The sequence below is a fragment of the Streptomyces kronopolitis genome, from assembly GCF_050953795.1.
GTDB classification, from domain to species: domain Bacteria; phylum Actinomycetota; class Actinomycetes; order Streptomycetales; family Streptomycetaceae; genus Streptomyces; species Streptomyces kronopolitis_A.
The window spans coordinates 5,110,108-5,136,544 of the sequence record NZ_CP191850.1; the positions used below are offsets into that span (position 1 = coordinate 5,110,108).

The 26,437-nt window shown below is 72.6% G+C and carries 25 protein-coding genes and 1 pseudogene; 7 read left to right on the forward strand and 19 right to left on the reverse strand.

The annotated features are described in order from the left end of the window. Positions 1-2: 2 nt before the first annotated feature. A complete protein-coding gene (locus ACQP17_RS22700) occupies positions 3-641 on the reverse strand; it encodes a uridine kinase family protein (RefSeq protein ID WP_433857929.1) in 639 nt (212 codons plus the stop codon). Positions 642-805: 164 nt separating this feature from the next. Between ACQP17_RS22700 and ACQP17_RS22705 the strand changes: the two genes are divergently transcribed. Beyond that, the gene (locus ACQP17_RS22705; RefSeq protein ID WP_433857930.1) at positions 806-1,198 is read left to right on the forward strand and encodes a hypothetical protein; all 393 of its coding nucleotides are present in this window, start codon (positions 806-808) and stop codon (positions 1,196-1,198) included. Positions 1,199-1,286: 88 nt separating this feature from the next. Here ACQP17_RS22705 and ACQP17_RS22710 read toward each other — a convergent pair whose 3' ends face one another. From ACQP17_RS22710 to deoC, 6 genes are all read right to left on the reverse strand, one after another. Beyond that, a complete protein-coding gene (locus ACQP17_RS22710; protein ID WP_433857931.1) occupies positions 1,287-1,982 on the reverse strand; it encodes a hypothetical protein in 696 nt (231 codons plus the stop codon). A gap of 136 nt (positions 1,983-2,118) precedes the next feature. Then, on the reverse strand, positions 2,119-3,192 hold the full coding sequence (locus tag ACQP17_RS22715) for a WXG100 family type VII secretion target (RefSeq protein WP_433857932.1): 1,074 nt from the start codon (positions 3,190-3,192) through the stop codon (positions 2,119-2,121). 19 nt (positions 3,193-3,211) lie between these two features. Then, the gene (locus ACQP17_RS22720) at positions 3,212-3,547 is read right to left on the reverse strand and encodes a hypothetical protein (protein WP_433857933.1); all 336 of its coding nucleotides are present in this window, start codon (positions 3,545-3,547) and stop codon (positions 3,212-3,214) included. Between the two features lie 142 nt (positions 3,548-3,689). Beyond that, positions 3,690-4,556, reverse strand: coding sequence for an aldehyde dehydrogenase family protein (locus ACQP17_RS22725; RefSeq protein ID WP_433857934.1), 867 nt, complete (start codon positions 4,554-4,556; stop codon positions 3,690-3,692). Then, positions 4,556-6,007, reverse strand: coding sequence for an aldehyde dehydrogenase family protein (locus ACQP17_RS22730; protein ID WP_433857935.1), 1,452 nt, complete (start codon positions 6,005-6,007; stop codon positions 4,556-4,558). Before ACQP17_RS22730 ends, ACQP17_RS22725 begins: the two co-directional genes overlap by 1 nt. 7 nt (positions 6,008-6,014) lie before the next feature. After that, positions 6,015-7,010 carry a deoxyribose-phosphate aldolase gene (deoC, locus tag ACQP17_RS22735; RefSeq protein WP_433859981.1) on the reverse strand — a complete coding sequence of 332 codons (996 nt, stop codon included), beginning with the start codon at positions 7,008-7,010 and terminating at the stop codon, positions 6,015-6,017. 212 nt (positions 7,011-7,222) lie between these two features. Between deoC and ACQP17_RS22740 the strand changes: the two genes are divergently transcribed. Further along, on the forward strand, positions 7,223-7,855 hold the full coding sequence (locus tag ACQP17_RS22740) for a PH domain-containing protein (RefSeq protein WP_433857936.1): 633 nt from the start codon (positions 7,223-7,225) through the stop codon (positions 7,853-7,855). A gap of 88 nt (positions 7,856-7,943) precedes the next feature. On the opposite strand, the gene ACQP17_RS22745 is transcribed toward ACQP17_RS22740, so the two are convergent. From ACQP17_RS22745 to ACQP17_RS22755, 3 genes are all read right to left on the reverse strand, one after another. After that, positions 7,944-9,635, reverse strand: a complete 1,692-nt coding sequence (locus ACQP17_RS22745) for a phospho-sugar mutase (RefSeq protein ID WP_433857937.1) — start codon at positions 9,633-9,635, stop codon at positions 7,944-7,946. A gap of 251 nt (positions 9,636-9,886) precedes the next feature. Further along, on the reverse strand, positions 9,887-10,708 hold the full coding sequence (locus tag ACQP17_RS22750) for a purine-nucleoside phosphorylase (protein ID WP_364874864.1): 822 nt from the start codon (positions 10,706-10,708) through the stop codon (positions 9,887-9,889). A 136-nt stretch (positions 10,709-10,844) separates the two neighbouring features. Beyond that, complete coding sequence (locus tag ACQP17_RS22755) at positions 10,845-11,282, reverse strand: gamma-glutamylcyclotransferase (protein ID WP_364874866.1); 438 nt, start codon at positions 11,280-11,282, stop codon at positions 10,845-10,847. Positions 11,283-11,420: 138 nt separating this feature from the next. On the opposite strand from ACQP17_RS22755, the gene ACQP17_RS22760 reads away from it, so the two are divergent. Then, positions 11,421-12,866, forward strand: coding sequence for an NAD(P)H-quinone dehydrogenase (locus tag ACQP17_RS22760; RefSeq protein WP_433857938.1), 1,446 nt, complete (start codon positions 11,421-11,423; stop codon positions 12,864-12,866). A gap of 341 nt (positions 12,867-13,207) precedes the next feature. Then, positions 13,208-14,161 carry a DeoR/GlpR family DNA-binding transcription regulator gene (locus tag ACQP17_RS22765; RefSeq protein WP_433859982.1) on the forward strand — a complete coding sequence of 318 codons (954 nt, stop codon included), beginning with the start codon at positions 13,208-13,210 and terminating at the stop codon, positions 14,159-14,161. 48 nt (positions 14,162-14,209) lie between these two features. On the opposite strand, the gene ACQP17_RS22770 is transcribed toward ACQP17_RS22765, so the two are convergent. Further along, complete coding sequence (locus ACQP17_RS22770; protein ID WP_433857939.1) at positions 14,210-14,848, reverse strand: TetR/AcrR family transcriptional regulator; 639 nt, start codon at positions 14,846-14,848, stop codon at positions 14,210-14,212. Between the two features lie 347 nt (positions 14,849-15,195). On the opposite strand from ACQP17_RS22770, the gene ACQP17_RS22775 reads away from it, so the two are divergent. Next, on the forward strand, positions 15,196-16,380 hold the full coding sequence (locus tag ACQP17_RS22775) for an alpha/beta hydrolase (protein WP_433857940.1): 1,185 nt from the start codon (positions 15,196-15,198) through the stop codon (positions 16,378-16,380). A 99-nt stretch (positions 16,381-16,479) separates the two neighbouring features. On the opposite strand, the gene ACQP17_RS22780 is transcribed toward ACQP17_RS22775, so the two are convergent. Beyond that, positions 16,480-18,249, reverse strand: a complete 1,770-nt coding sequence (locus ACQP17_RS22780; RefSeq protein WP_433857941.1) for an acetyl/propionyl/methylcrotonyl-CoA carboxylase subunit alpha — start codon at positions 18,247-18,249, stop codon at positions 16,480-16,482. A 482-nt stretch (positions 18,250-18,731) separates the two neighbouring features. Here ACQP17_RS22780 and ACQP17_RS22785 point away from each other — a divergent pair, with 482 nt between their 5' ends. After that, positions 18,732-19,196, forward strand: a complete 465-nt coding sequence (locus ACQP17_RS22785; RefSeq protein ID WP_364874877.1) for a hypothetical protein — start codon at positions 18,732-18,734, stop codon at positions 19,194-19,196. 40 nt (positions 19,197-19,236) lie between these two features. On the opposite strand, the pseudogene ACQP17_RS22790 reads toward ACQP17_RS22785, so the two are convergent. The 7 genes and pseudogenes from ACQP17_RS22790 to ACQP17_RS22820 form a co-directional block, all read right to left on the reverse strand. Next, positions 19,237-19,810 (reverse strand): annotated as a pseudogene (locus tag ACQP17_RS22790) (DJ-1/PfpI family protein). Between the two features lie 51 nt (positions 19,811-19,861). After that, entirely contained in the window at positions 19,862-20,689 is an 828-nt protein-coding gene (locus ACQP17_RS22795; RefSeq protein WP_433857942.1) for an MOSC domain-containing protein, read from the reverse strand. A gap of 143 nt (positions 20,690-20,832) precedes the next feature. Then, entirely contained in the window at positions 20,833-21,444 is a 612-nt protein-coding gene (locus tag ACQP17_RS22800; protein ID WP_433857943.1) for a nucleoside triphosphate pyrophosphatase, read from the reverse strand. Between the two features lie 44 nt (positions 21,445-21,488). Next, on the reverse strand, positions 21,489-22,973 hold the full coding sequence (locus ACQP17_RS22805; RefSeq protein ID WP_433857944.1) for a peptidoglycan D,D-transpeptidase FtsI family protein: 1,485 nt from the start codon (positions 22,971-22,973) through the stop codon (positions 21,489-21,491). A gap of 172 nt (positions 22,974-23,145) precedes the next feature. Next, positions 23,146-23,274 (reverse strand): morphogenic membrane protein MmpB, encoded by a 129-nt coding sequence (gene mmpB, locus ACQP17_RS22810; protein WP_364874887.1) that lies wholly within the window; start codon positions 23,272-23,274, stop codon positions 23,146-23,148. 151 nt (positions 23,275-23,425) lie between these two features. Further along, complete coding sequence (locus tag ACQP17_RS22815) at positions 23,426-23,638, reverse strand: acyl-CoA carboxylase epsilon subunit (RefSeq protein WP_364874889.1); 213 nt, start codon at positions 23,636-23,638, stop codon at positions 23,426-23,428. Positions 23,639-23,677: 39 nt separating this feature from the next. Further along, entirely contained in the window at positions 23,678-25,267 is a 1,590-nt protein-coding gene (locus ACQP17_RS22820) for an acyl-CoA carboxylase subunit beta (RefSeq protein ID WP_433857945.1), read from the reverse strand. A 131-nt stretch (positions 25,268-25,398) separates the two neighbouring features. Here ACQP17_RS22820 and ACQP17_RS22825 point away from each other — a divergent pair, with 131 nt between their 5' ends. Then, positions 25,399-26,322 (forward strand): biotin--[acetyl-CoA-carboxylase] ligase, encoded by a 924-nt coding sequence (locus ACQP17_RS22825; protein ID WP_433857946.1) that lies wholly within the window; start codon positions 25,399-25,401, stop codon positions 26,320-26,322. Positions 26,323-26,437: the final 115 nt, after the last annotated feature.

Below are 26,437 nucleotides of genomic sequence, written 5' to 3' on the forward strand. Positions count from 1 at the left end.
TCTCAGGAACGCACCGCGGCACCCACCGCGTCCGCCGCCCGCGCGGCCGCTATCCGGGCCAACGCCTCCGCCTTGGCGCAGGGGTGCGCGCCCAGCGCCGTCAGCCGGGCGACGATCGACCGCTCGCCGCGCATCAACCGCAGCCCGCGGCGCACCAGATACGGGGCCGGCTTGCGGCCCTCGCGCAGATCCCGCGCCAGCCGCCGGCGGAACGTGGTCGACGGACGCCCGCGCAGGCACAGCGCGTCCGCCAGCAGCCCCGCCGCCCGGCACCGTGCGATGACATCGGCCGCGAACACGCCCTCCGCCAGGAACAGCGGCGCACCGCCGAGCTCCAGGCCCGACGCGCCGGTGCGGGCACTGGTGGCGATGTCGTACCGCGGGACGTCGGCGCGCCCCGTGCGGCACAGCGACTCGATGGCCGCGACGGCGGCTTCGGCGTCCCAGGACAGCGGGGAGTCCCAGTCGGCGCCGCCGCCGTCGGGCAGTTGCGGCAGCGTCGGGTCCGTCCCCTCCTTGTAGAAGTCGTCGAGATTGAGGACGGGCAGGCCACTGCACGCGGCCAGCGAGGTCTTGCCGGAGCCCGAGGGGCCGGTCAGCAGCACGACCCGGGCGGCGGGCGGGAAGGAGTGGAGGCTCACGGGCACCCATTGTCGCGTATTGGCCCGTGTGGGGTACCCCTGGCGCGCGAGGTGGATCGGCCACCCCACCTCAACTACGCTACGCAGTCAATCGATTACCAAACCCCGTGGGCCCCCGCGCTCGCACAGCACTTCGACCACTCCGACCCACAGGCAGGTGGCACATGCCCTCCCACGCACGTCCCAAGCCCAGCCGCATCCCGCGCACCCTGCTGCGTGCCGGACTGGTGCTCTCCGCTGCCGGTGCGGCGCTCGCGGCGGGCGGTGCGGCCTCGGCGAGCGCCGCCCCCGCGTCCGCCACCGACACCGGCGCCACCGCCTCCGCGCTGACCGGCGCGCTGCTGCACTCCGTCGGCGGCGGCATCGGCCCCGTGAAGGACCTCAAGATCGACCCGCTCGCCAACACCCCCGTCGACCCGCTCGCCAACGCCGTCGGCACCCAGATCGCCGACTTCAAGCCGGTGGGCACCAACCTGCTGACCGGCCCCCTCGCCGGCGGCGGCACCCTGCGGAACCTGCCGCTGGTGGGGACCTTGACGAAGGTGCTGCCCGGCTGAGGCGCGGCCGGCGGCCGGCCCGCTCCCGGCTCCGCCCCCCCCCGGGCCGGCCGCCCACCCCCTGCCCGGGGCCGCGGCCGGCCCGGCATCAGCGCCCGCGGAAGGCCCCGGCCATCGCCTGCATGTCCTCCTGGAACGCACAACACAACGCGATCCACGACCCGTCGACGAAGACCAGGTCGAACCGGCCGCGGGGGAACGTCATACGGGGCCGGGGCCGCAGCTCCGCGATGTTCGAGAGCTGGATCTGCACGGCCACCGCCAGCTCGGGCTCGCGCTGACGCCAGGCCGTGGCCTGATCGGTGAGCACGAACAGCCGGCGGTCGGTCAACGCCTGATGCCGGGGTGTGCCGCCCGCGTTGGTGACCTGCACCAGGAACCGGCCGGCCATGCTGGACCAGTCGCCCTCCATGGTGGTGCCGAACAGCGCACGGTTCGTCGCGTCGTCGAGGGCGTCCTCGATGTTCTCCGGTGCCTCGTTCAGCCCCTCCGCGACGGTGCCGACCGCGCGCGTCCCCCGGTTGTCGAGCAGCCGGTTGTCGAGCAGCCGGCTGCTCGACGGCCGACCGGTGACCGTGCCGGCGGACGGCTGCGACGCCTTGTCGAGGATGTCGCTCAGTTTCCCCAGCAGACCCGTCGCGCGCGGCGACCGCTTCCCGGGCGACCTGAGATGGGCGGGCACCAGCGGGAGGTCGGGGTACTCGGAGTAGTCCCGCGCCTCCCGGAGCACCTCCCCGGGCTGGAGGAACCGGCGGCAGGGGGTGAGGTGGTCGGTCTTCGGCATACGGTCAATCTCCTCGGTTCCGGCCGGCGACGAGCCGCCCCATGGGCTCGCGCTGCGGGCTGCCCGGAAGGGGCTGGAATCGGTCATGGTGGTCCGGACTCATCCGGCGTGGCCTCCTTCTTTGGAGCCCCTGTCCTCAGCCGAACGGGTTGTCGGGATCGCGCGGTGTCCGGGCAGGCGCCGGGCGGGGATCCTGCTCGACCGCGGGTTCGCGGTAGCGGCTGAGCGGGTCCTGGACCACCGGCACCGGGTCCGGATGGCTGCTCACGGATTCGCGGTAGTGGCCTACGGGATCCTGCGCGGTGGGCGGCGCCGAGAAGTCGGAGGCCGGGGGCAGGTGAGGGCTGCCGTGACCGCCGCTGCCCCCACTCGCGTGGGCTCCCTTGCCGCTGAGCGCGTCGTCGAGCTTGTCGGCCTCGTGCTGGACGATGGGCGAGACCGCCTGGGTCGGGTCGCCGGAGAAGCCCAGGCCGCCCATCCCGAGGTCCACGGCCCCCTTCATCGGCGTCTTGACGATCTTCAGCGCCTTCTTGGCGGCCAGCGCCTTCGCGAACTTCTCGGCCTCGACCGGGTCCTTGAGGTGCTTCCAGGTCCATGGCTTGAGCTTTTTGACCTTCGACATCTTCTTGGCCTTTTTCAGCAGCTTGATGATGTTGACGAAGGCCTTGAGTTCCTTGGCCAGTTCGGACAGCACCCTGGCGATACGTGCCGAGACGAAACCGGCCTCGGCCGTCGCTGCCGCAGCGGCGGCAGCAGCCGAGACACCTGCGGTGACGATCGAGGTGGCCAAGGCCACGGCGAGTTCGATGATGGCCCATTCGATCAGCTCACGGATGAGCGTCTCGACTACCTGCTCGGCCATTTTCGCCTGTGCGCCGGCCTGTTCCAGGACGTCGGCCACGGCGTCCATGTCCTCGGCTTCCGCCTCCAGGGCGGTTTCCAGTTCGGCGAGATGCCCCTGGAATGCCTCGGCGGCCTCGCCGGTCCATTCATGCGCGAGGTCCGCACGGTCACGCCGCTGGTCGGCGATCAGGTCACGTAGCTCGGCTGCCTGGTCGCGCCACAGCTTGGCGGCTTCCTGGATGCCTTCGTCGTCACCGGTGACCGACTCCAGGTGCTCGGCGAGCGGCTCGACGAGCGGACGCATGATGCTGTCGACGGCGGAGTCGAAGCCGTTCATCCAGTCGTTGACCTTGTTGTAGGCGCCCAACGCCCCGACACCGGCCCGCTCATCGCGTGCTCCCCGGCCCGCCCGGGTGGATCTGCCGCATCGACGCGGCGGTCGCGTCCTCGTCGGACTGATAGGCGCGCGCCGTCTCGGTGACGCCCTCGCTGATCTTTTCCTCCAGCGTGGCCGCGGAGTCGAGCGTGTCCAGGCAGTGCTCGCTCTGCTCGTCATAGGCCTGGTGGAGCTCAGCGGACTCCGGGAGCTTCCCGAAGGCCTCCTTGCTGAGCTGGTGCGAGGCGAGCTTGCTGCGGATCGCGCGCAGCTTCTCCGCCCGCGCGTCGGTGCTCTTGGCGAATGTGTGCAAGGCCTGCTGAGCAGCGCTGAATTGCTCCGGCACAGATCTCCCCCGAAATGTTGTCGTGCTGCCGATCACGGTCAATGGTAGTTACGGGATCGGACAGCGGTGCGGGGCCCCGCCCGTAGGTGGGGCCCCGCACGCGGCATGGGGGACGGCCGGGTGAAGGGCCGTCAGGGCGGGGTTAGACGCCCTTCGGGTGCCATACCGTCTTGGTTTCCAGGAAGGTCATCAGCCGGGTGGTGCCGGGGTCCGACGACCAGTTCACCGGGGCCGGACGCAGCACGCGCTTGAGGTTGTCGGCCGCGGCCACCTCCAGCTCCTTGGCCAAGTCCGCGCCGGCGCCCGCCAGATCGATGGCGTTGACGTCCTGGTGGGCGGCGAGCGGCGCGCCGAGCTCCGCCGTGCGGCCCGAGAGGAGGTTGACGACCCCGCCCGGGAGGTCGGAGGTGGCGAGCACCTCGGCCAGGGAGAGGGCGGGCAGCGGAGCGTCCTCGGCGGCCACCACGACGACCGTGTTGCCGGTGACGACCGCCGGGGCGATCACCGAGACCAGGCCGAGGAACGACGACTCCTGGGGGGCCAGGACCGCGACCACGCCGGTCGGCTCGGGGGAGGACAGGTTGAAGTAGGGGCCCGCCACCGGGTTCGCGCCGCCGGCGATCTGGGCGACCTTGTCGGACCAGCCCGCGTACCAGACCCAGCGGTCGATCGCCGCGTCCACCTGCGCCGTGGCCTTCGCCTTCGAGTGGCCCTCGGCCGCGGCCACCTCCGCCACGAACTGCTCGCGGCGGCCCTCCAGCATCTCGGCGACGCGGTAGAGGATCTGCCCGCGGTTGTAGGCGGTCGCGCCCGACCAGCCGCCGAACGCCTTACGGGCGGCGACCACCGCGTCCCGGGCGTCCTTGCGGGAGGCCAGCGGGGCGTTGGCGAGCCATGTGCCCTTGGAGTCGGTCACCTCGTACACCCGCCCGCTCTCGGACCGGGGGAACTTCCCCCCGACGTACAGCTTGTAGGTCTTGAGCACACTCAAGCGGTCAACAGTGTTCATCAGCGCGCGCCCTCCGGGCTCGACGGGGCGAGGTACGCCTCCAGACCGTGCCGGCCGCCCTCGCGGCCGAAGCCCGACTCCTTGTAGCCGCCGAACGGCGACGCCGGATCGAACTTGTTGAACGTGTTGGACCAGATGACGCCGGCGCGCAGCCGGTCCGCCGTCCACAGCATCCGCGAGCCCTTCTCCGTCCAGATGCCGGCGGAGAGGCCGTACGGCGTGTTGTTGGCCTTCTCCACGGCCTCCGCCGGGGTGCGGAACGTCAGCACGGACAGCACCGGGCCGAAGATCTCCTCACGGGCGATGCGGTGCGCCTGGGTGACGCCGGTGAACAGCGTCGGGGCGAACCAGTAGCCGGAGTCGGGCAGCTCGCACGACGGCGACCAGCGCTCGGCGCCCTCGGCCTCCCCGGCCTCGGCCAGCGCGGTGATCCGGGCCAGCTGCTCGGCGGAGTTGATGGCGCCGATGTCGGTGTTCTTGTCCAGCGGGTCGCCCACCCGCAGGGTCCGCATCCGGCGCTTGAGGGCGTCCAGCAGCTCCTCGGCCACCGACTCCTGGACCAGCAGCCGCGAGCCCGCGCAGCACACCTGGCCCTGGTTGAAGAAGATGCCGTTGACGATGCCCTCGACGGCCTGGTCCAGCGGCGCGTCGTCGTAGACGATGTTCGCCGCCTTGCCGCCCAGCTCCAGCGTCACCTTCTTGTCGGTGCCGGCGACCGTACGGGCGATGGCCTTGCCGACCGCGGTGGAGCCGGTGAAGGCGACCTTGTCGACGCCGGGGTGCGCCACCAGCGCGGCGCCGGTGGAGCCGTCGCCGGTGAGGATGTTGACGACGCCCTTGGGCAGGCCCGCCTGGCGGCAGATGTCCGCGAAGAAGAGGGCGGACAGCGGGGTCGTCTCGGCGGGCTTGAGGACGACCGTGTTGCCGGTCGCCAGCGCCGGCGCGATCTTCCACGCGAGCATGAGGAGGGGGAAGTTCCAGGGGATGACCTGGCCGGCCACGCCCAGGGGGCGGGGGTGGGCGCCGTACCCCGCGTGGTCGAGCTTGTCGGCCCAGCCCGCGTAGTAGAAGAAGTGCGCGGCCACCAGCGGCAGATCGGCGTCCCGGGACTCGCGGATCGGCTTGCCGTTGTCCAGCGACTCCAGCACGGCCAGCTCGCGCGAGCGCTCCTGGACGATCCGGGCGATCCGGAAGAGGTACTTGGCGCGCTCGGCGCCGGGCAGCGCGGACCACTTCTCGAAGGCCTTGCGGGCCGCCTTGACGGCGCGGTCGACGTCCTCGGCGCTCGCCTGCGCGACCTCGGAGAGGACCTCCTCGGTCGACGGGGAGACGGTCTTGAAGACCTTGCCGTCGGAGGCCGGGACGAACTCGCCGTCGAGGAACAGGCCGTAGGACGGCGCGATGTCGACGACCGCGCGGGACTCGGGTGCGGGTGCGTAATCGAAGGTCATGGGAGCCTCAGTCCACCGTGACGTAGTCGGGGCCGGAGTAGCGGCCGCTGCTGAGCTTCTGGCGCTGCATCAGCAGATCGTTGAGGAGGCTGGAGGCGCCGAAGCGGAACCAGTCGGCGGTCAGCCAGGGCTCACCGAGCGTCTCGTTGACCATGACCAGGTACTTGATCGCGTCCTTGGTCGTACGGATGCCGCCGGCCGGCTTCACCCCGACCTGGACACCGGTCGCGGCGTGGAAGTCACGGACCGCCTCCAGCATCAGGAGGGTGACCGGCGGGGTCGCGTTGACGGCCACCTTGCCGGTCGAGGTCTTGATGAAGTCGGCGCCCGCGAGCATCGCCAGCCAGGAGACCCGGCGGACGTTGTCGTACGTCTGGAGTTCACCGGTCTCGAAGATGACCTTGAGGTGCGCGGCCGTGCCGTCCGGCCGGACGCACGCCTCCTTGACGGCCTTGATCTCCTCGAAGACGTCCATGTACCGGCCGGAGAGGAAGGCGCCCCGGTCGATCACCATGTCGATCTCGTCGGCGCCGGCCGCGACCGCGTCCCGGGTGTCGGCCAGCTTGACCGGCAGCGCGGCCCGGCCCGCCGGGAAGGCGGTGGCGACGGACGCCACCTGGATCCCCGAGTCGCCGAGCGCCTCCTTGGCCGTGGCGACCATGTCCGGATAGACGCAGATCGCCGCCACCTTGGGGGCCGTGCGGTCCGTGGGGTCCGGGTGGACGCCCTTGGCGCACAGCGCCCGGACCTTCCCCGGGGTGTCCGCGCCTTCGAGGGTCGTCAGGTCGATCATCGAGAGGGCGAGGTCGATGGCGTAGGCCTTCGCCGTCGTCTTGATCGAGCGGGTGCCGAGGGTGGCGGCGCGGGCCTGGAGGCCGACCTCGTCGACGCCCGGGAGGCCGTGGAGGAAGCGGCGCAGCGCACCGTCGTCGGCGGTCACGTCCGCCATTGACGCCAGACGCCCCGCGGCTTCCTTGCCGTATGCGGGAACAGTGATGGGCATGGTCACGAGGGGAGCATATCTACGCGCGTAGCGCCATGTCATCCCCCTGGACAGTCCGAATCCGGCCGGTGCGCGCGGGCGCGGGGCGCCGGGAGGCCCGGTGACACCACCCGACCGGCCCGCCACCAGGGCCCGGACGCCCGTGCCGCACGCCGCCGAATGATGCCGTAACGCAATGTCCGGCATCCGGACGGTCAGGCAGAATCGGCGGCATGACGAGCCAGGACCGGTCCACCCCGCCTCAGCAGCAGTACGCGGCACGCAGCTACCGCTCGCCCGCGGCCCTCGCCGGCGGCGCGCTGCTCCTCCTGCTCGGCCTCTGGCTCGGCGGCGACGCCCTCCTGCGTGGTGACACCCACACCCGGCTCACGGCCCTGTTCGCCCTGCTCCTCGGCGTGCCGCTGGTCACCGCCTTCACCCTGCGCCCCCTGGTCAGGGCGGGCGAGGACCGGCTCACGGTGCGCAACCCGTTCCGCACCATCACCCTGCCGTGGACCGCGGTCGAGGGCCTGCGGGCGGGCTACTCCACCGAGGTCCTCACCGACGGTGCCACCTACCAGATGTGGGCGATCCCGGTCTCCCTGCGGCAGCGCAAGAAGGCCGGCCGCCAGGCGGTGCGCGGCACGGCGTCCCGCCCCCGCTTCGGCCCGCACGCCGACGCCGGCGCCGGTCCCGCCCCGCGCGCCATGGCCGACCAGGCCCTCGACGAACTGCGCGAGGTCCGCGAGCGCGCCACCCACCGCGACGGCCCCCGGGACGCACCGGTGGCGGTGCGCTGGTCGTACGCCGTCCTCGCCCCCCTCGCGGTGGGCGCCGCGGGGCTCGTGGTGACGCTGGTGCTCTGAGGGGCGCGGCGGCGGGCCCCTCGCGTGCCGATGGCGGCCGTCCCGGTGCGGGGCGGCCGCCATCGGCACGGGTCGGGATGTCGGGCGGTCAGATCCCGGCCGCCGCCGACACGTCCCGCTTGATCGCCGCCAGTGCCGCCGCCGCCGTCGTACGGGCCTCGGGCAGCGCCTCGGCCGAGGCCACCGGGACCACGACCTCCAGGTAGCACTTGAGCTTGGGTTCGGTGCCGCTGGGACGGACCACGACACGGGCGGACTCGATGCCGCTCTCCGGCGAACCGGCCAGGTAGTAGCGCAGACCGTCGGTCGGCGGCAGCGTCTCGGTGCCCCGGGTCAGGTCGTCGGCACGGGACACGGCCAGACCCGCCAGCGCCGTCGGCGGCTGTTCGCGGAGCCTGCGCATCGCGTCGGCGATCAGGGAGAGGTCCTCGACCCGGACCGAGAGCTGATCGGTGGCGTGCAGCCCGAACTCCCGCGCCAGGTCGTCGAGGAGGTCGGCCGGGCCGCGCCCGGCCTGCTTCAGCTCCGCGGCCAGCTCGGTGATCAGCAGCGCCGCGGTGATGCCGTCCTTGTCCCGGACGCCCTGCGGGTCGACGCAGTAGCCCAGCGCCTCCTCGAAGGCGTACCGCAGACCGTCCACCCGGGCCAGCCACTTGAAGCCGGTCAGCGTCTCCTCGTACGGCAGCGCGGCGGCGGCCGCGATCCGGGAGAGCAGCTGCGAGGAGACGATGGTCGTCGCGAAGGTGCCCGCCGCCCGCTTGCTCACCAGGCTGGCGGCGAGCAGCGCGCCGACCTCGTCGCCGCGCAGCATCCGCCAGCCCTCCGGCGTGCCGGGGGCGGGGACGGCGACGGCGCAGCGGTCCGCGTCGGGGTCGTTCGCGATCACGAGGTCGACGCCGGCGCCCGCCGCCCGCGCGGTGGCGAACGCGAGGTCCATCGCGCCCGGCTCCTCAGGGTTGGGGAAGGCGACCGTCGGGAAGTCCGGGTCCGGCTCGGCCTGTTCCGCGACGACCACCGGGGCCGGGAACCCGGCCCGGGCGAAGGCGGCGACGAGGGTGTCCCGGCCGACGCCGTGCATCGGCGTGTAGACGACCCGGGTGTTCCGGGGGGACCCGGGCGTCAGCACCGCGTCCGTACGCTCCAGGTAGGCGCTCAGCACGGCCTCGTCGAGGGTCTCCCAGCCGGCCTCCGGGCGCGGCACGCCCGCCAGCGGGCCGACCGCGGCGATCTCCGCGGCGATGTCGGCGTCCGCGGGCGGCACGATCTGCGAGCCGTCGCCCAGATAGACCTTGTAGCCGTTGTCGCGCGGCGGGTTGTGGCTGGCGGTGACCTCGACACCGGCCACCGCGCCCAGATGCCTTATCGCGAAGGCCAGGACGGGGGTGGGCAGCGGACGCGGCAGCAGCGCGGCGCGCAGGCCCGCGCCCACCATCACGGCCGCCGTGTCCCGCGCGAAGTCGGCGCTCTTGTGGCGCGCGTCGTAGCCGATGACGACCAGCCCGGCGCCGTCGCCCTGGGCCTTGAGGTACGCGGCCAGGCCGGCCGCCGCCCGGATGACGACGGAGCGGTTCATCCGCATCGGGCCCGCGCCCAGCTCGCCGCGCAGCCCGGCGGTGCCGAACTGGAGGGTGCCGGCGAACCGGGCGGCCAGCTCGGCCGCGATGTCGTCGCCGTCGGCGGCCTCGACGAGCTTCGACAGCTCGTCCCGGGTCTCCGGGTCCGGGTCCTCGGCCAGCCATGCCTGGGCCCGGTTGATCAGCTCCGCGTGATCGGTAGCCACGTGATGCTCCTGACGGTGGGTGCGTGGTGGGGTTGCGTACGGGGGCGGGGGGTCGCGTGCGGGGGCCTGCGGCCGGCCGGGCGCGCGCCCGGCTCGTACCCCTTACCCCGCGTGCGGGGCGAACGACGCCATCCGGCCACCGACGGCCCGTGTGCCACCCGCCCGGCCGCTCCTCCCACCCGCCCGGGCAGCCGGCCGCTCCGGCCGCCGCCCGGGGGATGCGGACGGGCCTGCGCCCGGACCGGCCTCCGTCAGATCTTGTTCAGGACCTGGCCGAGCAGGGAGCCCATGCGGGTCGCCGAGTCGCGGCCGGCCTGCAGGACCTCTTCGTGGTTGAGCGGCTCGCCCGTCATGCCGGCGGCGAGGTTCGTCACCAGCGACAGGCCGAGCACCTCGGCGCCGGCCTCGCGGGCCGCGATGGCCTCCAGGACGGTGGACATGCCGACCAGGTCGGCGCCCAGCGTCCGGAGCATCTTGATCTCGGCCGGGGTCTCGTAGTGCGGGCCGGGGAGCTGGGCGTAGACGCCCTCCTCCAGGCTCGGGTCGATCTCCTTGCACAGCGCGCGCAGCCGCGGCGAGTACAGATCGGTGAGGTCGACGAAGTGGGCGCCGGCGATCGGGGAGGTGGCGGTCAGGTTCAGGTGGTCGCTGATCAGGACCGGCTGGCCGGGGCGCATGCCGGTACGCAGGCCGCCGCACCCGTTGGTGAGCACGACGGTCTTGCAGCCGGCCGCGACGGCGGTGCGCACGCCGTGCGCGACCGCGGCGACCCCGCGGCCCTCGTAGTAGTGCGTACGGCCCAGGAAGACCAGCGCCCGCTTCTCGCCCACCCGGTAGGAGCGGATCGTGCCACCGTGGCCGGCGACGGCCGGCGGCGGGAAGCCGGGCAGCTCGGTGACGGGGAATTCGTGCTCGGGCGCGCCCAGGGCCTCGGCGGCCGGTGCCCAGCCCGAGCCCATCACCAGGGCGACGTCATGGGTCTCGGCGCCGGTCAGCTCGCGCAGACGGGCGGCGGCGTCGGCGGCGGCACCCTGCGGGTCGCGCGCGATGTCCGGAGTAACAGATGCGTTCACGCGGACGAGGGTAGCCGGTATTCCCCTACGCGCGTAGATGTCGTTTCCCACGATGCCGGGATCGTGGTCTTGTGGCGTGCGCCATACGCCGGCCCGGGCGTGTCGCCCCACCGCGCCGGCCGCGGGCCCCGGGCCCTCAGCACGGACGTTTGCGCAGCTCCATCACATAGTCGTGCGGGGCGCCAGCGGATTCGGCGGCGTCGGCGATCTCGCCCAGGTAGCGGGCCGAGGGGAGGCCGCCCTCGTAACCGTTGAGGACGTAGATCCAGGCCGTCTCGTCGCCGTCGAGGGTGTGTGCCCGCACCCGCATCCGGCGGTAGATCTCCATGCCGACGCCCTCCCAGCGGTCCATGGACTCCTCGTCCATGGGCGCGATGTCGTAGAGCGCGACGAACAGCTGCGAGGACGGGTCCTCGACGACCGTCGCCAGGGCGCCTTCCCACCCCATCTGCTCGCCCCCGAACGTCAGCCGCCAGCCGTTGAGCCAGCCGGTGCCGCGCAGCGGCGAGTGCGGTGCGCGGCGGGACATCAGCCGCGCGTCGAGGTTGCCGGCGTAGGCGGCGTAGAGCGACATGGTTCCGAGGGTACGGGAGGTTGACCGCCGGGCCCGTGGTGCCGGGGGTTCGCGGCACCGGCCCGGGCGGCGCGCCCCGGTGCCGGTCAGCGCGGCGGTGTGCCCCCGGGCGTGAGTGACGCACGGGCGTGCGGGAGAATGGAGTACGTGACTCGGATCGTGATCATCGGTGGCGGACCCGGCGGATACGAAGCGGCCCTGGTGGCCGCCTCTCTCGGCGCGGAGGTGACCGTCGTCGACTGCGACGGTCTGGGCGGGGCGTCGGTGCTCACCGACTGCGTGCCGTCGAAGACTCTTATCGCCACGGCCGAGGTGATGACCACCTTCGATTCCTCGTACGAGGAACTCGGCATCATCGTCGAGGACGACACCCCCTACGCGGACCGGCCCGCCCGGGTCGTAGGCGTCGACCTCGGCAAGGTCAACCGGCGGGTCAAGCGCCTCGCGCTCGCCCAGTCGCATGACATCACCGCCTCGGTGACCCGCGCCGGCGGCCGGGTCATGCGCGGCCGCGGGCGGCTGGAGCCGGGGCAGGCGCCGGACGGCTCGCGCAAGGTGACCGTCACCGCCGCCGACGGCTCCACGGAGGGCCTGATCGCGGACGCGGTGCTGATCGCCACCGGCGCGCACCCCCGGGAGATCCCGGACGCGCTGCCCGACGGCGAGCGGATCCTGAACTGGACGCAGGTCTACGACCTCGACGAGCTGCCCGAAGAGCTGATCGTGGTCGGCTCCGGTGTCACCGGTGCCGAGTTCGCCGGCGCCTACCAGGCGCTGGGCTCCCGCGTCACCCTGGTCTCCTCCCGCGACCGCGTGCTGCCGGGCGAGGACCCGGACGCGGCCGCCGTGCTGGAGGACGTCTTCCGCCGCCGCGGCATGAACGTCATGGCGCGCTCGCGGGCCCAGTCGGCCAAGCGGGTCGGCGACCGCGTGGAGGTCACCCTCGCCGACGGCCGCACGATCTCCGGTACGCACTGCCTGATGGCGGTCGGCTCGATCCCCAACACCGAGGACATGGGCCTGGAGGCGGCCGGCGTCAAGCTCCGCGACTCCGGCCACGTCTGGACCGACAAGGTCTCGCGCACCACCGCCCCGGGCGTGTACGCGGCGGGCGACTGCACCGGTGTCTTCGCGCTGGCGTCGGTGGCCGCGATGCAGGGCCGGATCGCGATGTACCACTTCCTCGGCGACGCGGTCACGCCGCTGAACCTCAAGACGGTCTCCGCCAACGTCTTCACCGACCCGGAGATCGCCACGGTCGGTTACTCCCAGGCCGATGTCGACAGCGGAAAGATCGACGCCCGGGTGGTCAAGCTCCCGCTGCTGCGCAACCCGCGCGCCAAGATGCAGGGCATCCGCGACGGCTTCGTCAAGCTGTTCTGCCGTCCCGGCACCGGCATCGTGGTCGGCGGTGTGGTCGTCTCCCCGCGCGCCAGCGAGCTGATTCACCCGATCTCGATCGCGGTCGACAACAATCTGACCGTCGAGCAGATCGCCAGCGCCTTCACGGTCTACCCGTCGCTGTCCGGCTCGATCGCCGAGGTCGCGCGGCAGCTGCACACGCGCAAGGCGGGCGCCGAGTAGTCGGCGTGGCCCCCGTCCGGGCGGCGGACGGGCGCGGCGGCCGATTGAAATCTTTGTGCCCCCGGTGAGCGCTGGGGATGAAACGTCCCTGCACGGGCCGGGTCCCGCGCCGTCCGGCCCGCCGGCCGCCGCGGGGGCCGGCAGGGCGGCTGACCAGGCGGCAAGCCCGTCCCGTCGGCCGGTAGTTCGACGTCCGTACGACATATGCATACCGCATACCACGTCACGCTCCGCGGTGTGCACAACTTCCGTTAATTGGTGCAACCTGCTGAAAACAGACGGTCGTTGGCGTTACTGTCAGTTTCGTGTTCGCTGCAGAACGTCGCCAATTGATCCTTGAAATGGTGCGCGCCAACGGAGCGGTATCGCTCCGGGAGCTCGCCCGCGTCGTCCAGACCTCTGAAGTAACCGTACGGCGGGACGTGCGGGCGCTGGAGGCAGAAGGACTCCTCGACCGCCGGCACGGCGGTGCGGTCCTGCCGGGAGGCTTTACCCGCGAATCCGGATTCCCACAGAAATCCCATCTGGCCACGGCGGAGAAGACGGCCATCGCCGATCTCGCCGCGGGCTTCGTCGAAGAGGGCGAGGCCATCGTGGTCGGGGCGGGAACCACTACCCAGGAGCTGGCCCGCCGGCTCGCCAGGGTCCCCGGCCTGACCGTCGTCACCAATTCCCTGCTCGTCGCCCAGGCGTTGGCCCATGCCAACCGAGTCGAGGTCGTGATGACCGGCGGCACCCTGCGCGGCTCCAACTACGCGCTGGTCGGCAGCGGTGCCGAACAGTCCCTCCAGGGGCTGCGGGTCTCCCGCGCCTTCCTGTCGGGCAGCGGCCTGACCGCCGAGCGCGGGCTGTCCACCTCCAACATGCTCTCCGCCAGCGTCGACCGGGCGCTGGTGCAGGCGGCGGGGGAGGTGGTGGTGCTCGCCGACCACACCAAGCTCGGTTCCGACACGATGTTCCAGACCGTGCCGACGGATGTGATCACCCGGCTGGTCACCGACGAGCCGCCGGGCCACGACGACCGCGCCGCCACGGAGCTGCAGGCGCTGGCCGACCAGGGCGTGCAGATCGCCGTCGCCAACAGTTCGGGCGCCACCGGCCACGGGCCGGGGCAGCCCGGAAGGGAAGGCGGCGCGGCGGAGCGCAGAGGCCCGCGGCGGGACGTCCCGCTGCCGGGGCAGCGCCGCAGCCACGCCCCGGGCGCCGCGGGCGGGGGGCCACAGCTGCGCTCGGCCCCCTCGCTGTCCGAGGCCGCGGGCGGCCGGGTCGCCGACCTCGCACCGCGGCGGCGCTGACGGCCGGAGCCGGGGGCGCGCCCGCCGGGCGCGCCGCACCGGCACCGTTCAGTGCCGCTCGCCCTTCAGCCCGCTGAGGGTGAGGGTCAGCAGCCGGTCGGCGAGCTGCGGGTCGTCGGGGGACTCCTCGACGGCCAGCGCGATGCCGTTGGTCAGCTGCATCAGATCGCCGATGCTCACATCGGGGCGTACGGCCCCGGCCTGCTGGGCGCGGGTCAGCAGCGCGTCGCCGGCCTCCCGCATCGGGACGCTGCACCGCGCCATCCCCGAGTTCTCGTTCGCCGAGGCCGTCATCAGCGCGCGGGACAGCCCGCGGTAGGTGCTGGCGTGGGTGATGATCGCGCGCAGCCAGGCGACCAGGGCGGCGCACGGCTGCGGGGCGTCGGCCAGCTCCCGGGCGTAGGCCAGCAGGGCGTCCACCTCGCCCTGGAAGACGGCGCCCATCAGGGCGGTCCGGTTGGGGAAGTGCCGGTAGAGCGTGCCGATGCCGACGCCGGCGCGGCGGGCGATGTCCTCCAGCGAGGTGTCCGTGCCGTGTGCGGTGAAGGCCGTACGGGCCTCGGTCAGCAGCCGCTCGTAGTTGCGGCGCGCGTCGGCCCGCATGGGGCGTACGTCCTGCGCCCGCACCGCCGCGGACGCCGCCGGCCCCTGCGCCGTCTGCCGCTGCCCTGCCGTTTCGGTGGCCATCGCCGTCCTCCCTCGACCCGGCCGGTCGCGGCCCGGTGGCTCCAGGATGCCATTGCGGGGCGGGGGCCCCGGGGTGTTCCCGGTGAGCGGGCGGGGCCGGGCGGTGCGGGGTCCTCGGGCCGCCGCGGTCGCGGGCCCGGTCCGTGTCGTGCCGGGGGACGGTGCGTGAAGTTGCGGCAGCGCGCAGGAGTCGGGCGTCCGAACACCTCGCGGGGCCGCAACGCCGCCCCTCCACAGGCCATCAAACCAGGCGCAATGAGGTCTTCCGGGGTGTTCCGGGGGCCTGGGACTACGCCGTGGCAGGCCGCCGGGGGAGCGGGCCGCGGCGCGGACATCTGGGGATCGTGATGGGACTGACCAGCCGGTGGTTGGAGTGCGCCGTGGCCGCGGCTGCCGTGGTCTGCGTGGGGCTGACCCTCTGGCTGTGGCCGCGGTTCGCCGGGCGCGGGGCGCGGGCGCTGCTGGGACGGCTCGGGGTGATCGCCGGGACGCAGCTGGTCATCGTGGCGGCGCTCGGTCTCGCCGTGAACGCCAATTTCCAGTTCTACGCCTCCTGGCACGAGCTGCTCGGGCTCTACGACGACGCGCCCGAGGCCGTCGGCAAGTGGGGCGACGGGGGAGCGGCCGGGCCGGTCGGCGACCCGTCGAAGGGGCTGGTGCAGGCGTCGGGGCCGGACGGCCTGGACACGGTGCACGGGCTGCCGAAGGGGCCGCCGGCGACGGCGGGCCGGGTGGAGTCGGTGCGGATCGTCGGCAAGCGGACCCGGGCGGTCGATCCGGCGTACGTGTATCTGCCGCCGCAGTACTTCCAGCCCCAGTTCGCCCGGCAGCGCTTCCCCGTGATCGTCGCGCTCAGCGGCTATCCGGGCGGCACCTTTCTGCTCGGCCAGCACCTGCGGCTGCCGCAGACCGCCGGCGGGCTGATCCGGGCCGGGCGGATGCAGCCGACGGTGATCGTGATGATGCGGCCGACCATCGCCCCGCCGCGCGACACCCAGTGCGTCGATGTGCCCGGCGGGCCGCAGGCCGAGACGTTCTTCGCCCGCGATGTGCCGGACGCGCTGCGGTCGCGCTACCGGGTCGGCCACGACCCCGGCGGCTGGGGGGTGCTGGGCTACTCCTCGGGCGGCAGCTGCGCCCTCCAGCTCGCCATGCGGCACGATCGCACGTACACCTCGGCGGCGGCGCTCTCGCCCGATTACAAGGTCAGCAACGACCCCACGACCGGCGATCTCTTCGGTGGCGGCCGGGACCGGGTGCGGCGCCGCGAGGAGCACGACCTGATGTGGCGGCTGCGGCGGCTGCCCGCGCCCCGGGTGGACGTTCTCATCGGCACCAGCCGCAGCGGGGAGAAGAACTACCCCGCGGCCAGGGCCTTTCTGGCGGCCGTGAAGCCGCCGATGAAGGCGGATTCCGTGGAGCTCGCGCACGGCAGCCACAACTTCGCCACCTGGCGGCGGGAGCTGCCCGCGGCGCTCCAGTGGATGGGCCGCTCGCTGACGTTCCCGGAGGACGTCGTGGGGAACTCCTAGCCGCCGCGGTCACCGGCGGCGGGGCAGGGCCCGGACAGCCGAGAGGGGCTCCCGGCGGGTGTGCCGGGAGCCCCTCTCGTGATGCCGGATGACGTGGTGTCAGTCCTTGATCTCGCAGATGACCGCGCCGGAGGTCAGGGCGGCGCCGACCTCGGCGGTCAGGCCCTTGATGGTGCCGGAGCGGTGCGCGTTCAGCGGCTGCTCCATCTTCATGGCCTCCAGGACGACGACCAGTTCACCCTCGGTGACCTGCTGGCCCTCCTCGACGGCGACCTTGACGATGGTGCCCTGCATCGGGGAGGCCAGCGCGTCGCCGGAGGCGGCGGAGCCGGACTTCTTGGCGGCCTTGCGCTTGGGCTTGGCGCCACCGGCGACCGCGGCGCGGGCCAGCGGCATGCCCAGCGAGGACGGCAGCGAGACCTCCAGGCGCTTGCCGCCGACCTCGACGACGACCGTCTCGCGGGTGTCCGCCTCGGCCTCGTCGGCGCCGGGCGCGGTGAACGGCGCGATCTCGTTGACGAACTCGGTCTCGATCCAGCGGGTGTGGACCGTGAACGGGTCGGCGGAGCCGGTGAGTTCGGGGGCGAAGGCCGGGTCGGTGACCACGACGCGGTGGAAGGGGATGGCGGTGGCCATGCCCTCGACGGTGAACTCCGCCAGCGCGCGGGAGGCGCGCTGCAGCGCCTGCTCACGGGTGGCGCCGGTGATGACCAGCTTCGCCAGCAGGGAGTCCCAGGCGGGGCCGATGACCGAGCCGGACTCGACGCCCGCGTCCAGCCGGACACCCGGGCCGGCCGGCCCGTCGAACGTGGTGACGGTCCCGGGGGCGGGCAGGAAGCCCCGGCCCGGGTCCTCGCCGTTGATGCGGAACTCGAAGGAGTGGCCGCGCACCGCCGGGTCGTCGTAGCCGAGCTCCTCGCCGTCGGCGATGCGGAACATCTCGCGGACCAGGTCGAGGCCGGTGACCTCCTCGGTGACCGGGTGCTCGACCTGGAGACGGGTGTTGACCTCCAGGAAGGAGATGGTGCCGTCCTGGCCGACGAGGAATTCGCAGGTGCCGGCGCCCTCGTAGCCGGCCTCCTTGAGGATGGCCTTGGAGGCGCGGTACAGCTCGGCGTTCTGCTCGGCGCTCAGGAACGGGGCCGGGGCCTCTTCGACGAGCTTTTGGTGGCGGCGCTGCAGCGAGCAGTCACGGGTGGAGACCACGACGACATTGCCGTGCTTGTCGGCCAGGCACTGGGTCTCGACGTGCCGCGGGCGGTCGAGGTACCGCTCGACGAAGCACTCGCCGCGGCCGAAGGCGGCGACGGCCTCGCGGACCGCGGAGTCGTACAGCTCGGGCACCTCGTCGAGGGTGCGGGCGACCTTCAGGCCGCGGCCGCCGCCGCCGAAGGCCGCCTTGATCGCGATCGGCAGGCCGTGCTCCTTGGCGAAGGCGACGACCTCCTCGGCACCGGAGACGGGGTCGGAGGTGCCGGCGACCAGGGGGGCGCCGGCGCGCTGCGCGATGTGACGGGCGGCGACCTTGTCGCCGAGGTCGCGGATGGCGTGGGGCGGCGGGCCGATCCAGGTCAGTCCGGCGTCGAGGACGGCCTGGGCGAACTCGGCGTTCTCCGACAGGAAGCCGTAGCCCGGGTGGATGGCGTCGGCGCCGGAATCGGCGGCGGCGGCCAGGACCTTGGCGATGTCCAGGTAGCTGGTGGCAGGAGTGTCACCGCCCAAGGCGTACGCCTCGTCTGCCGCGCGGACGTGCAGGGCGTCCCGGTCGGGGTCGGCGTAGACGGCTACGCTGCCGATCCCCGCGTCCCGGCATGCACGGGCAACGCGAACAGCGATTTCGCCACGGTTGGCGATGAGCACCTTGCGCACGATGGGTCCTTCCTTGGCGCTTCGCCGTAACTTATGGATGCGGCGATTTTAGGGACTGGCGACACCGCGTGCCGACCCGTTCCCTGGGGTGAGCTTGCCCACACGGAGTGTGCTCGGGGCGCCAGTGAGGAACCTAAGTCCCCTGGTATCCCAGGGTAGGCCCGGATTCCTGGGGTCCGGCCAGAGGCCCGGTGTGGCTTAGGTCTCGCGCCGGTGGCGTCCTGCGGATCGTCAATTCTTTGTGGAGTCCCTACGAATGGGCGAAGGAATCTTTGCGGTCGGCTCCGTCCTTCGGCGTGCCGCGTGACGCCGCGCCCGCCGCTGCCCGTATCCACCCGCGCAGAACCCTTGCCCCAGGCATTACCCATTAGTAGCGTGCCCGATGTCTTCCGTACGTGCGGTAACGGCGGACCACGCGGCAACCGGCGTCCACCCGGGCGACCGGGCTCGGTACACGGCGGAAGTGGGTGGACGGGGTGACGGTGGCCCGAAGGCCGGTGGCGTTGGCCGCGGCGGTGGTCCTGGTCCTGGAGGCGTGCGGGATCGTGCTGCTCAACTGGATCCTGAGCATCGTCGTCGACCGGCAGCAGATGTCGCTGGCCGGGCTCCAGCCGCGGGCGATGTCCGCCGGGTCCTGGATCGGCGGCGCCGTTTTCGGCCTCTACCTGCTGTTCTGTGCGGCGGTTCTGGTGCGCTGCGCGCTGCGCGACCGGGCCCCGGGCGGCTTCGCCCGCATCTGCCTCATCAGCTGCGCCGTGGTGCACGGTGTCCTGGGCGCGCTCGCCGTCGGCCTGGCCGGCTGGGTCGCGTTCCTGGCGATGATGGTGGTGCTGGGACTGCTGGTGCTGACGCTGCTGGCGTACGGGGAGGGCCGTACGGGGGACGCGCGGGGAAACGCGGAAAACCCCCCGAACGGCGTACCGCCGGCCGCGCCCACGTCCGCCTGAGCGAGGCCGAGTTGCGCCACCCCGCCCCCCCCGGCGGGGCTCAGTGCTCCCCGGCGCTCTTCTTCACCGGGGCGTGCTCGCGCAAGACGTCCATGAAGGCGCGCATCCAGTCCGGATGGTCGGTCCAGGCGCGGGCGGAGACGACCTTGCCGTCCACCACGGCCGAGTCGTCGACGAAGGTCCCGCCGCCCATCTCCACGTCCGGCGCGCAGGCGGGATAGGCCGCGGTCCGGCGGCCCTTGAGGAGGCCGAGCGGAGCCAGGGTGATCGCCGCGTGGCAGATGTGGGCGACGGGCTTGTCGGCGTCGAAGAAGTGGCTCACCAGGCGGCGGTAGTCGGGGTCGTTGCGGAGGTACTCGGGGGCCCGGCCGCCGGGCAGCACCAGCGCCGCGTACTCGGCCGGATCGACGTCGGCCAGGGCGAGGTCGGACGGCCAGGAGTGGCCCTCGCGCTCCACGTAGGTGTCGAAGTTGTCGACGAAGTCATGGACGACGAACCGCAGCTTCCGGGGCCGCGATGCGGGGCTCGTAGCCCTCCTCCAGCAGCCGTTGGTAGGGGTAGAAGAACTCCAGGTCCTCGGTGGCGTCGCCGGCGATGATGAGAATCTTGGGCATGCTGCGCACTCCTCGCGATGGCGTCGATCGGGGCGATCGAGTTGTTCCGGATCAATCGGTTCCCCAGTCGGTGACGTGGAATGCGTCGCCGACCGCCACCTTTCCGGTGCGCAGCACGGAGAACTTCGAGCCGAACGACACCCCGCCCCCGGGCTCGCGCCGGTAGGTGGCGAGCGTGCGCAGCGGCTCGGGGCCCGCCTTCGTGCCGGTGTCCTGGTCGACGAGGGCGACGGCGCAGCGGATGGCGAGCTTGGTGAAGCCGAGCGCGCAGTCGCCGGCGGTCAGGCGCCGCGCGCGGTCCTCGACGCCCGGCTCGCGCCAGCCGTCGACGACGAGGTTGGGCCGGAAGCGGCTCATCGGCACCGGTCGCCGGCCGGCCGCGGTGATACGGGCGTTGAGGTCGTCGAGGGTGGCGCGGGAGACGACGTGCACGGCGCTGCTGTCGGCGAAGCCGGACGTGCCGGGGGTGAGGCCGTCGGTCACCCGGTCGTGCTCCGGGGGGATACGCACCAGGCGGCTGGGCGCGCCGAGCACCTCGGAGAGCCAGCCGGCCGCGTCGGCGCCCTGGTCGACCGCGCGGTAGGGCGTGCCGAACATCTCGACCGCCGCCCGCGCCGTCCCCGCGCCGGGGTCGATGGCGCACCGGAGGGGCTCGATGCCCGGCGCCGAGAGGGTGAGCTGCGTCCCGCCGGCGCCGACCTCGGGCCGGATCACCGCCAGCCGGGGGTCCCTGCGCTGGCTGCGGAAGACGCCGTCGGTCCCGACGACCATGAAGCTGCGGTCGTGCCGGAGGCCGGCGGGGGTGAGTTCGGCCTCGGAGGCGGGGACGCCGGCGCAGCCCTTGACGGGGTAGCTGATCAGTTCGACCACGGTCGCCATGTCGGCAGCCTAGGGCGCTTGCGGCGGTCGCGGGCCGATACCGCGGGAGCTGTGCGGATCTGGCGTGATCGGCCCGGATCCTGCCGGATCAGGCCATGCCGGGGCGTCCCCGCCGGCGCCCGTCAGGACGCCCCGGGGTGCCGTCAGGTCCAGAGCCGGGTGATCGCCACGTCGAGGTCGGCGAGCAGCCGGCGCAGCAGCGGCAGGGACAGGCCGATGACGTTGCCCGGGTCGCCGTCGATGCCGTCGATGAAGGGGGCGGAGCGGCCGTCGAGGGTGAACGCGCCGGCGACGTGGAGCGGTTCGCCGCTCGCCACGTAGGCGGTGATCTCCTCGTCGGACGGCTCGCCGAAGCGGACGGTGGTCGAGGCGGTGGCGGCCGCCCGGCGGCCGTTCGCGGTGTCGATGACGCAGTGGCCGGTCCGCAGGACGCCGGAGCGGCCGCGCATGGACTTCCAGCGGGCGGTGGCGTCCTCGGCGTCGGCGGGCTTGCCCAGCGCCCGCCCGTCCAGCTCCAGCACCGAGTCGCAGCCGACGACCAGCGCGCCGTGGATCTCCGGGCGGGCGGCGACGGCGTCCGCCTTCGCCTCGGCGAGCACACGGGCCAGTTCGCCGGGCGTCGGGGCGCTCAGCGCGTCCTCGTCGACCCCGCTGACGACGACCTCGGGCGCCAGCCCGGCCTGCCGCAGCAGGCCCAGCCGGGCGGGGGACTGGGAGGCGAGGACGAGACGGCGGGGGCGGGGCTCTTCGGTCATGTGCGCCATCGTACGGAGCCCGGCCGCGGCGGGTGGTGCCCGGACTACTTGTTGAGCACCGCCTCCATCACGGACTTGGCGATCGGCCCGCCCAGCTTGCCACCGGCGATCTCCGAGCGGGGGATGTCCATGTCCTTGGGGTCGACGAACACGGCGACCGCGACCGGCGAGGAGCCGTCGCTCTGCTTGGCGTAGGAGACGAACCAGGCGTAGGGGCGCTCGTCGTTGACGTTCGCCCCGTGCTGGGCGGTGCCGGTCTTGCCGCCGACGGTCACGCCGTTGATCTTGGCTTTGTCGGCGGTGCCGTCCGAGACGGTGTACTCCATCATCTCCTGCACCTTCTTCGCGGTGTCGGCGGAGACGGCCTGGGACATCTCCTTGGGCTCCAGCTTCTCCAGCGTCGACAGGTCGGGGCCGCGTACCTCGTCGACGACGTGCGGCATCATCAGCTTCCCGTCGTTGGCGAGGGCGGCGGTCACCATCGCCATCTGCATCGGGGTGCTGGTGAGGCTGCCCTGGCCCATGCCGGTGAGGGCGGTCTGCGGCTTGTCGAGCTTGCTGGGGTAGAGGCTCTTGCTGGCCAGCATGTCGCCGAACTCCTTGTCGTAGACATCGGAGTTGAAGCCGAACTTCTCGGCGGTCTCGCGCATCTTGTCCTTGCCGACCTTCAGCGCGGTGTCCAGGAAGACGTTGTTGCACGACCACTGCATGCCGGTCTTCAGCGAGGCCTTGTCGCAGGGCGCGCCGGCCACGTCGTTGCCGACCGTGGTCGAGCTGAGCGGCAGCTTGTAGGGGGTGGGGGCGCCGGTGGGGGCGTTGATGTCGCTGACCACGCCGTGCTCCAGGGCCGCCGCCGCGGTGAGGATCTTGAAGGTGGAGCCGGGGGCGTAGGTCTCGCGCAGCGCCCGGTTGCTGAGCGGCTTGCTCTTGTCGGCGTCCAGTGCCTTGAACTTCCCGGCCTCGGCGTTGGAGATGCCGGCGAACTGCGAGGGGTCGTAGGAGGGCGTGGAGGCCATCGCGAGGACCTTGCCGTTGCGCGGGTCGAGCGCGACCACCGCGCCCTTGGCGTTGAGGTCCTTGAGCCCCTTGTACGCGGCCTTCTGCGCCTTGGGGTCGATGGTGGTGAGCACATCGCCGCCGCGCGGCTTCTCGCCGGTCAGGATGTCCTTGGCCTGCTTGAGGGCGAGCCGGTCGTCCTTGCCGCTGAGCACCTTGTTGTAGATGCCCTCCAGGAACGAGGTGCCCTGGGCCTGGGAGGCGAACCCGGTGATCGGCGCGTACATCGGGCCGTCCTTGTACGTGCGCTTGTACTTGAAGTCCCCGGGGGTCGCCACGGAACCGGTGACGGGCTGCCCGCCCACGATGATGTTGCCGCGCGGGTAGGAGAACGCCTCGATCTTGACGCGGCGGTTGTTGGGGTCGCTGGCCAGCTCGTCGGCCTGCACGAACTGGACCCAGGTGGCGCGGACCAGCAGCGCCAGCACCAGTACCCCGCAGAAGACGGCTACGTGCCGCAACGGCCTGTTCATCGCTCTTCCACTCCCGTTCGGCAGCCTGGCCCGGCAAGCGGCGCCCGATATGCGCCCTCGGGAGGGAAAGAGCGGATTTCAGGGGCGGGGGTTGCCGACGGATTCTGTGATCGTCACCTCGCCGGGAACGGGAACTGCGGCCGCGACCGCGTGGCCGGCCGGCCGGGGTCGGCTATCCCCCCATGAGCAGGACCATCACCACGATCGCGGCGACGGCCAGCACGATGCCCATCCGGTGGAGCCTGGCCTGCACGTCGCGCAGCTCCTCCGGAGGCTCGTCGGGCGGATCTGACCACAGCATGTATCGATCCTGTGCCCGAAGTGCGGACGGCGCCTGAGTACGCGTACTCAGGCGCCGCCCACGCAAGGACTAGACGGTGCACCATGCACCGATCTGGCCGGTCCGCCGGGCCGGGCGGATCGCCCGGCAGGTCACCGCCCGCGCCGCCGGCTCAGTGCGGCCAGTAGCTCGTCCGCCAGGCCCGCGGGCCCGGGTGCGGCATCCGCGACCGGGCCGGCACCGTGGACGCGGGGTCGGACCACTCGGTGCCGCGGTCCTTCCCGCCGGGCGCGACGGCCGCGGCCGCCGCCGCGCGGGCCTGCACCACCGCCAGTGCGGCGGCCAGCTCCTCGGGCGTGGGGTTGCCCCGTACGACCTTGATCATGGAGATCGGCTCCCTTCCTGGTTCCGCTGGTGCCGCCGGTCAGAGGGGGATGTTCCCGTGCTTCTTCGGCGGCAGCGCCTCGCGCTTGTTGCGCAGCGTGCGCAGCCCGCGGACGATGTGCCGGCGCGTCTCGGACGGCATGATCACCGCGTCGACGTAGCCGCGCTCGGCCGCGACGTACGGGTTGAGCAGGGTGTCCTCGTACTCCTGGATCAGCTCCTGGCGCCGCTCGTCCTGGGCCGCCGGGTCCTCGATCGCGGCCAGCGTGCGGCGGTGCAGGATGTTGACCGCGCCCTGCGCGCCCATGACGGCGATCTGCGCGGTCGGCCAGGCCAGGTTGAGGTCCGCGCCCAGGTGCTTGGAGCCCATGACGTCGTAGGCCCCGCCGAACGCCTTGCGGGTGATGACCGTGATCAGCGGGACGGTGGCCTCGGCGTACGCGTAGATCAGCTTGGCGCCGCGCCGGATGATGCCGTCCCACTCCTGGTCGGTGCCGGGCAGGAAGCCGGGCACGTCCACGAAGGTGATCACCGGGACGTTGAACGCGTCGCAGGTCCGCACGAACCGCGCGGCCTTCTCCGACGCCTTGATGTCCAAGATGCCCGCGAACTGCATGGGCTGGTTGGCCACCACGCCCACCGCATGGCCCTCGACCCGCCCGAAGCCGGTCAGGATGTTCGGGGCGAACAGCGCCTGGGTCTCCAGGAATTCGTGGTCGTCCAGGATGTGCTCGATCGCGGTGTGCATGTCGTACGGCTGGTTGGCCGAGTCCGGGATCAGGGTGTCCAGCTCGCGGTCGACGTCCGACGTCTCCAGGTCCGCCTCCTCCGGGAAGGCCGGCGGCTCGGAGAGGTTGTTGGACGGCAGGTAGGACAGCAGGCCCTTGACGTAGTCGATCGCGTCCTTCTCGTCGCCCGCCATGTGGTGCGCCACACCGGAGGTGGTGTTGTGCGTGCGGGCGCCGCCCAGCTCCTCGAAGCCGACGTCCTCGCCGGTGACCGTCTTGATGACGTCGGGGCCGGTGATGAACATGTGCGAGGTCTGATCGACCATGACGGTGAAATCGGTGATGGCGGGGGAGTAGACCGCGCCGCCCGCACACGGGCCGACGATCAGGCTGATCTGCGGGATCACACCGGAGGCGTGGGTGTTGCGGCGGAAGATCTCGCCGTACATGCCCAGCGAGACCACGCCCTCCTGGATGCGCGCGCCACCGGAGTCGTTGATGCCGATGACCGGGCAGCCGGTCTTGAGCGCGAAGTCCATCACCTTGACGATCTTCTCGCCGAAGACCTCGCCCAGCGCCCCGCCGAAGACCGTGAAGTCCTGGGAGAAGACGGCCACCGGGCGGCCGTCGACCGTGCCGTAGCCGGACACCACGCCGTCGCCGTAGGGACGGTTCTGCTCCAGCCCGAAATTGGTCGACCGGTGCCGCGCGAACTCGTCCAGCTCGACGAAGGAGCCCTCGTCCAGCAGCAGATCGATGCGCTCACGCGCCGTCAACTTCCCCTTGGCGTGCTGCTTTTCCACCGCACGGGCGGATCCGGCGTGCGTGGCCTCTTCGACCCGCCGCTGCAGGTCCGCCAATTTGCCCGCGGTGGTGTGGATGTGTGCTTCCGGCTCGGACATCGGGATGCGGCTCCTGCTCGTCCTGGACTGGTGCTCGTGCTGAGGGTGGTATGCGTTGGGCTACTGATTCGTAGCGTATCGGCGGGACTGCTCAGCGGCACTGCGTCGTTGACCACACCTAGGCTGGTCCCATGACGCCTCAACCACCGGAAAACCGGGACAAAGACGCCGGTCGCTGGAGCGATCTGGGCCGCCCCCCGCTGAACGCCACGGCGTTGCGCCGGGCCCTGGTGCGCCCCGGCTCGCTGTGGACCTCCCTGGACGTCGTGCCCGCCACCGGCTCCACCAACACCGACCTCGCGGAGCGTGCGGCGCGGGGCGAGGCCGCCGAGGGCGCCGTCCTGGTGGCCGAGGAGCAGTCCGCCGGCCGCGGCCGGCTCGACCGCTCCTGGTCGGCGCCCGCCCGCTCCGGCCTCTTCTTCTCCGTCTACCTCACCCCGCGTGTCCCCGTGGAGCGCTGGGGCTGGTTGCCGCTGCTCGCCGGCGTCGCCACCGCCACCGCCGTCTCCAAGGTGGCCGGCATCGACACGGCACTCAAGTGGCCCAACGACCTCCTGGTGACTTCCGCCGGAGCGGCCGCCGGGGCCGCCGGGGAGCGCAAGGCGGGCGGCATCCTCGCCGAGCGGGCCGGGGACGGCGTCGTCGTCGGCACCGGCCTCAACGTTTCCCTCACCGCCGGGGAACTCCCGGTGCCCACGGCCGGTTCGCTGGCCCTGGCCGGCGCCCGCAGCACCGACCGCGACCCGCTGCTGCGTGCCGTCCTGCGCGCACTGGAGGACTGGTACGGCACCTGGCAGGACGCCGGCGGCGACCCCGCCGCCAGCCGCCTCCAGGAGGCCTACGCCGCCGGCTGCGCCACCCTGGGCCGTTCGGTGCGCGCCGAGCTCCCCGGGGGCGACGACCTCACCGGCGAGGCCGTGGCCATCGACGGCGACGGGCGCCTGGTGCTGGCCACCGCGAACGGCGTACAGCGGCCGGTCGGGGCGGGCGACATCGTCCATCTGCGTCCCGCGCCGCCGGCCGGGCCCGCGGACGGCGCCGGTCACCAGGGATGAGCGGGCCGGCGGCGCCGTGCCCGCCGGCCGGGCCCGGGCCCTCCTCTTCCGTGGTCAGGGCCGACATGTGAGAGTGAGCCAGAGCACACCTGCCGTATCGTTGAGGCGGTCCGCC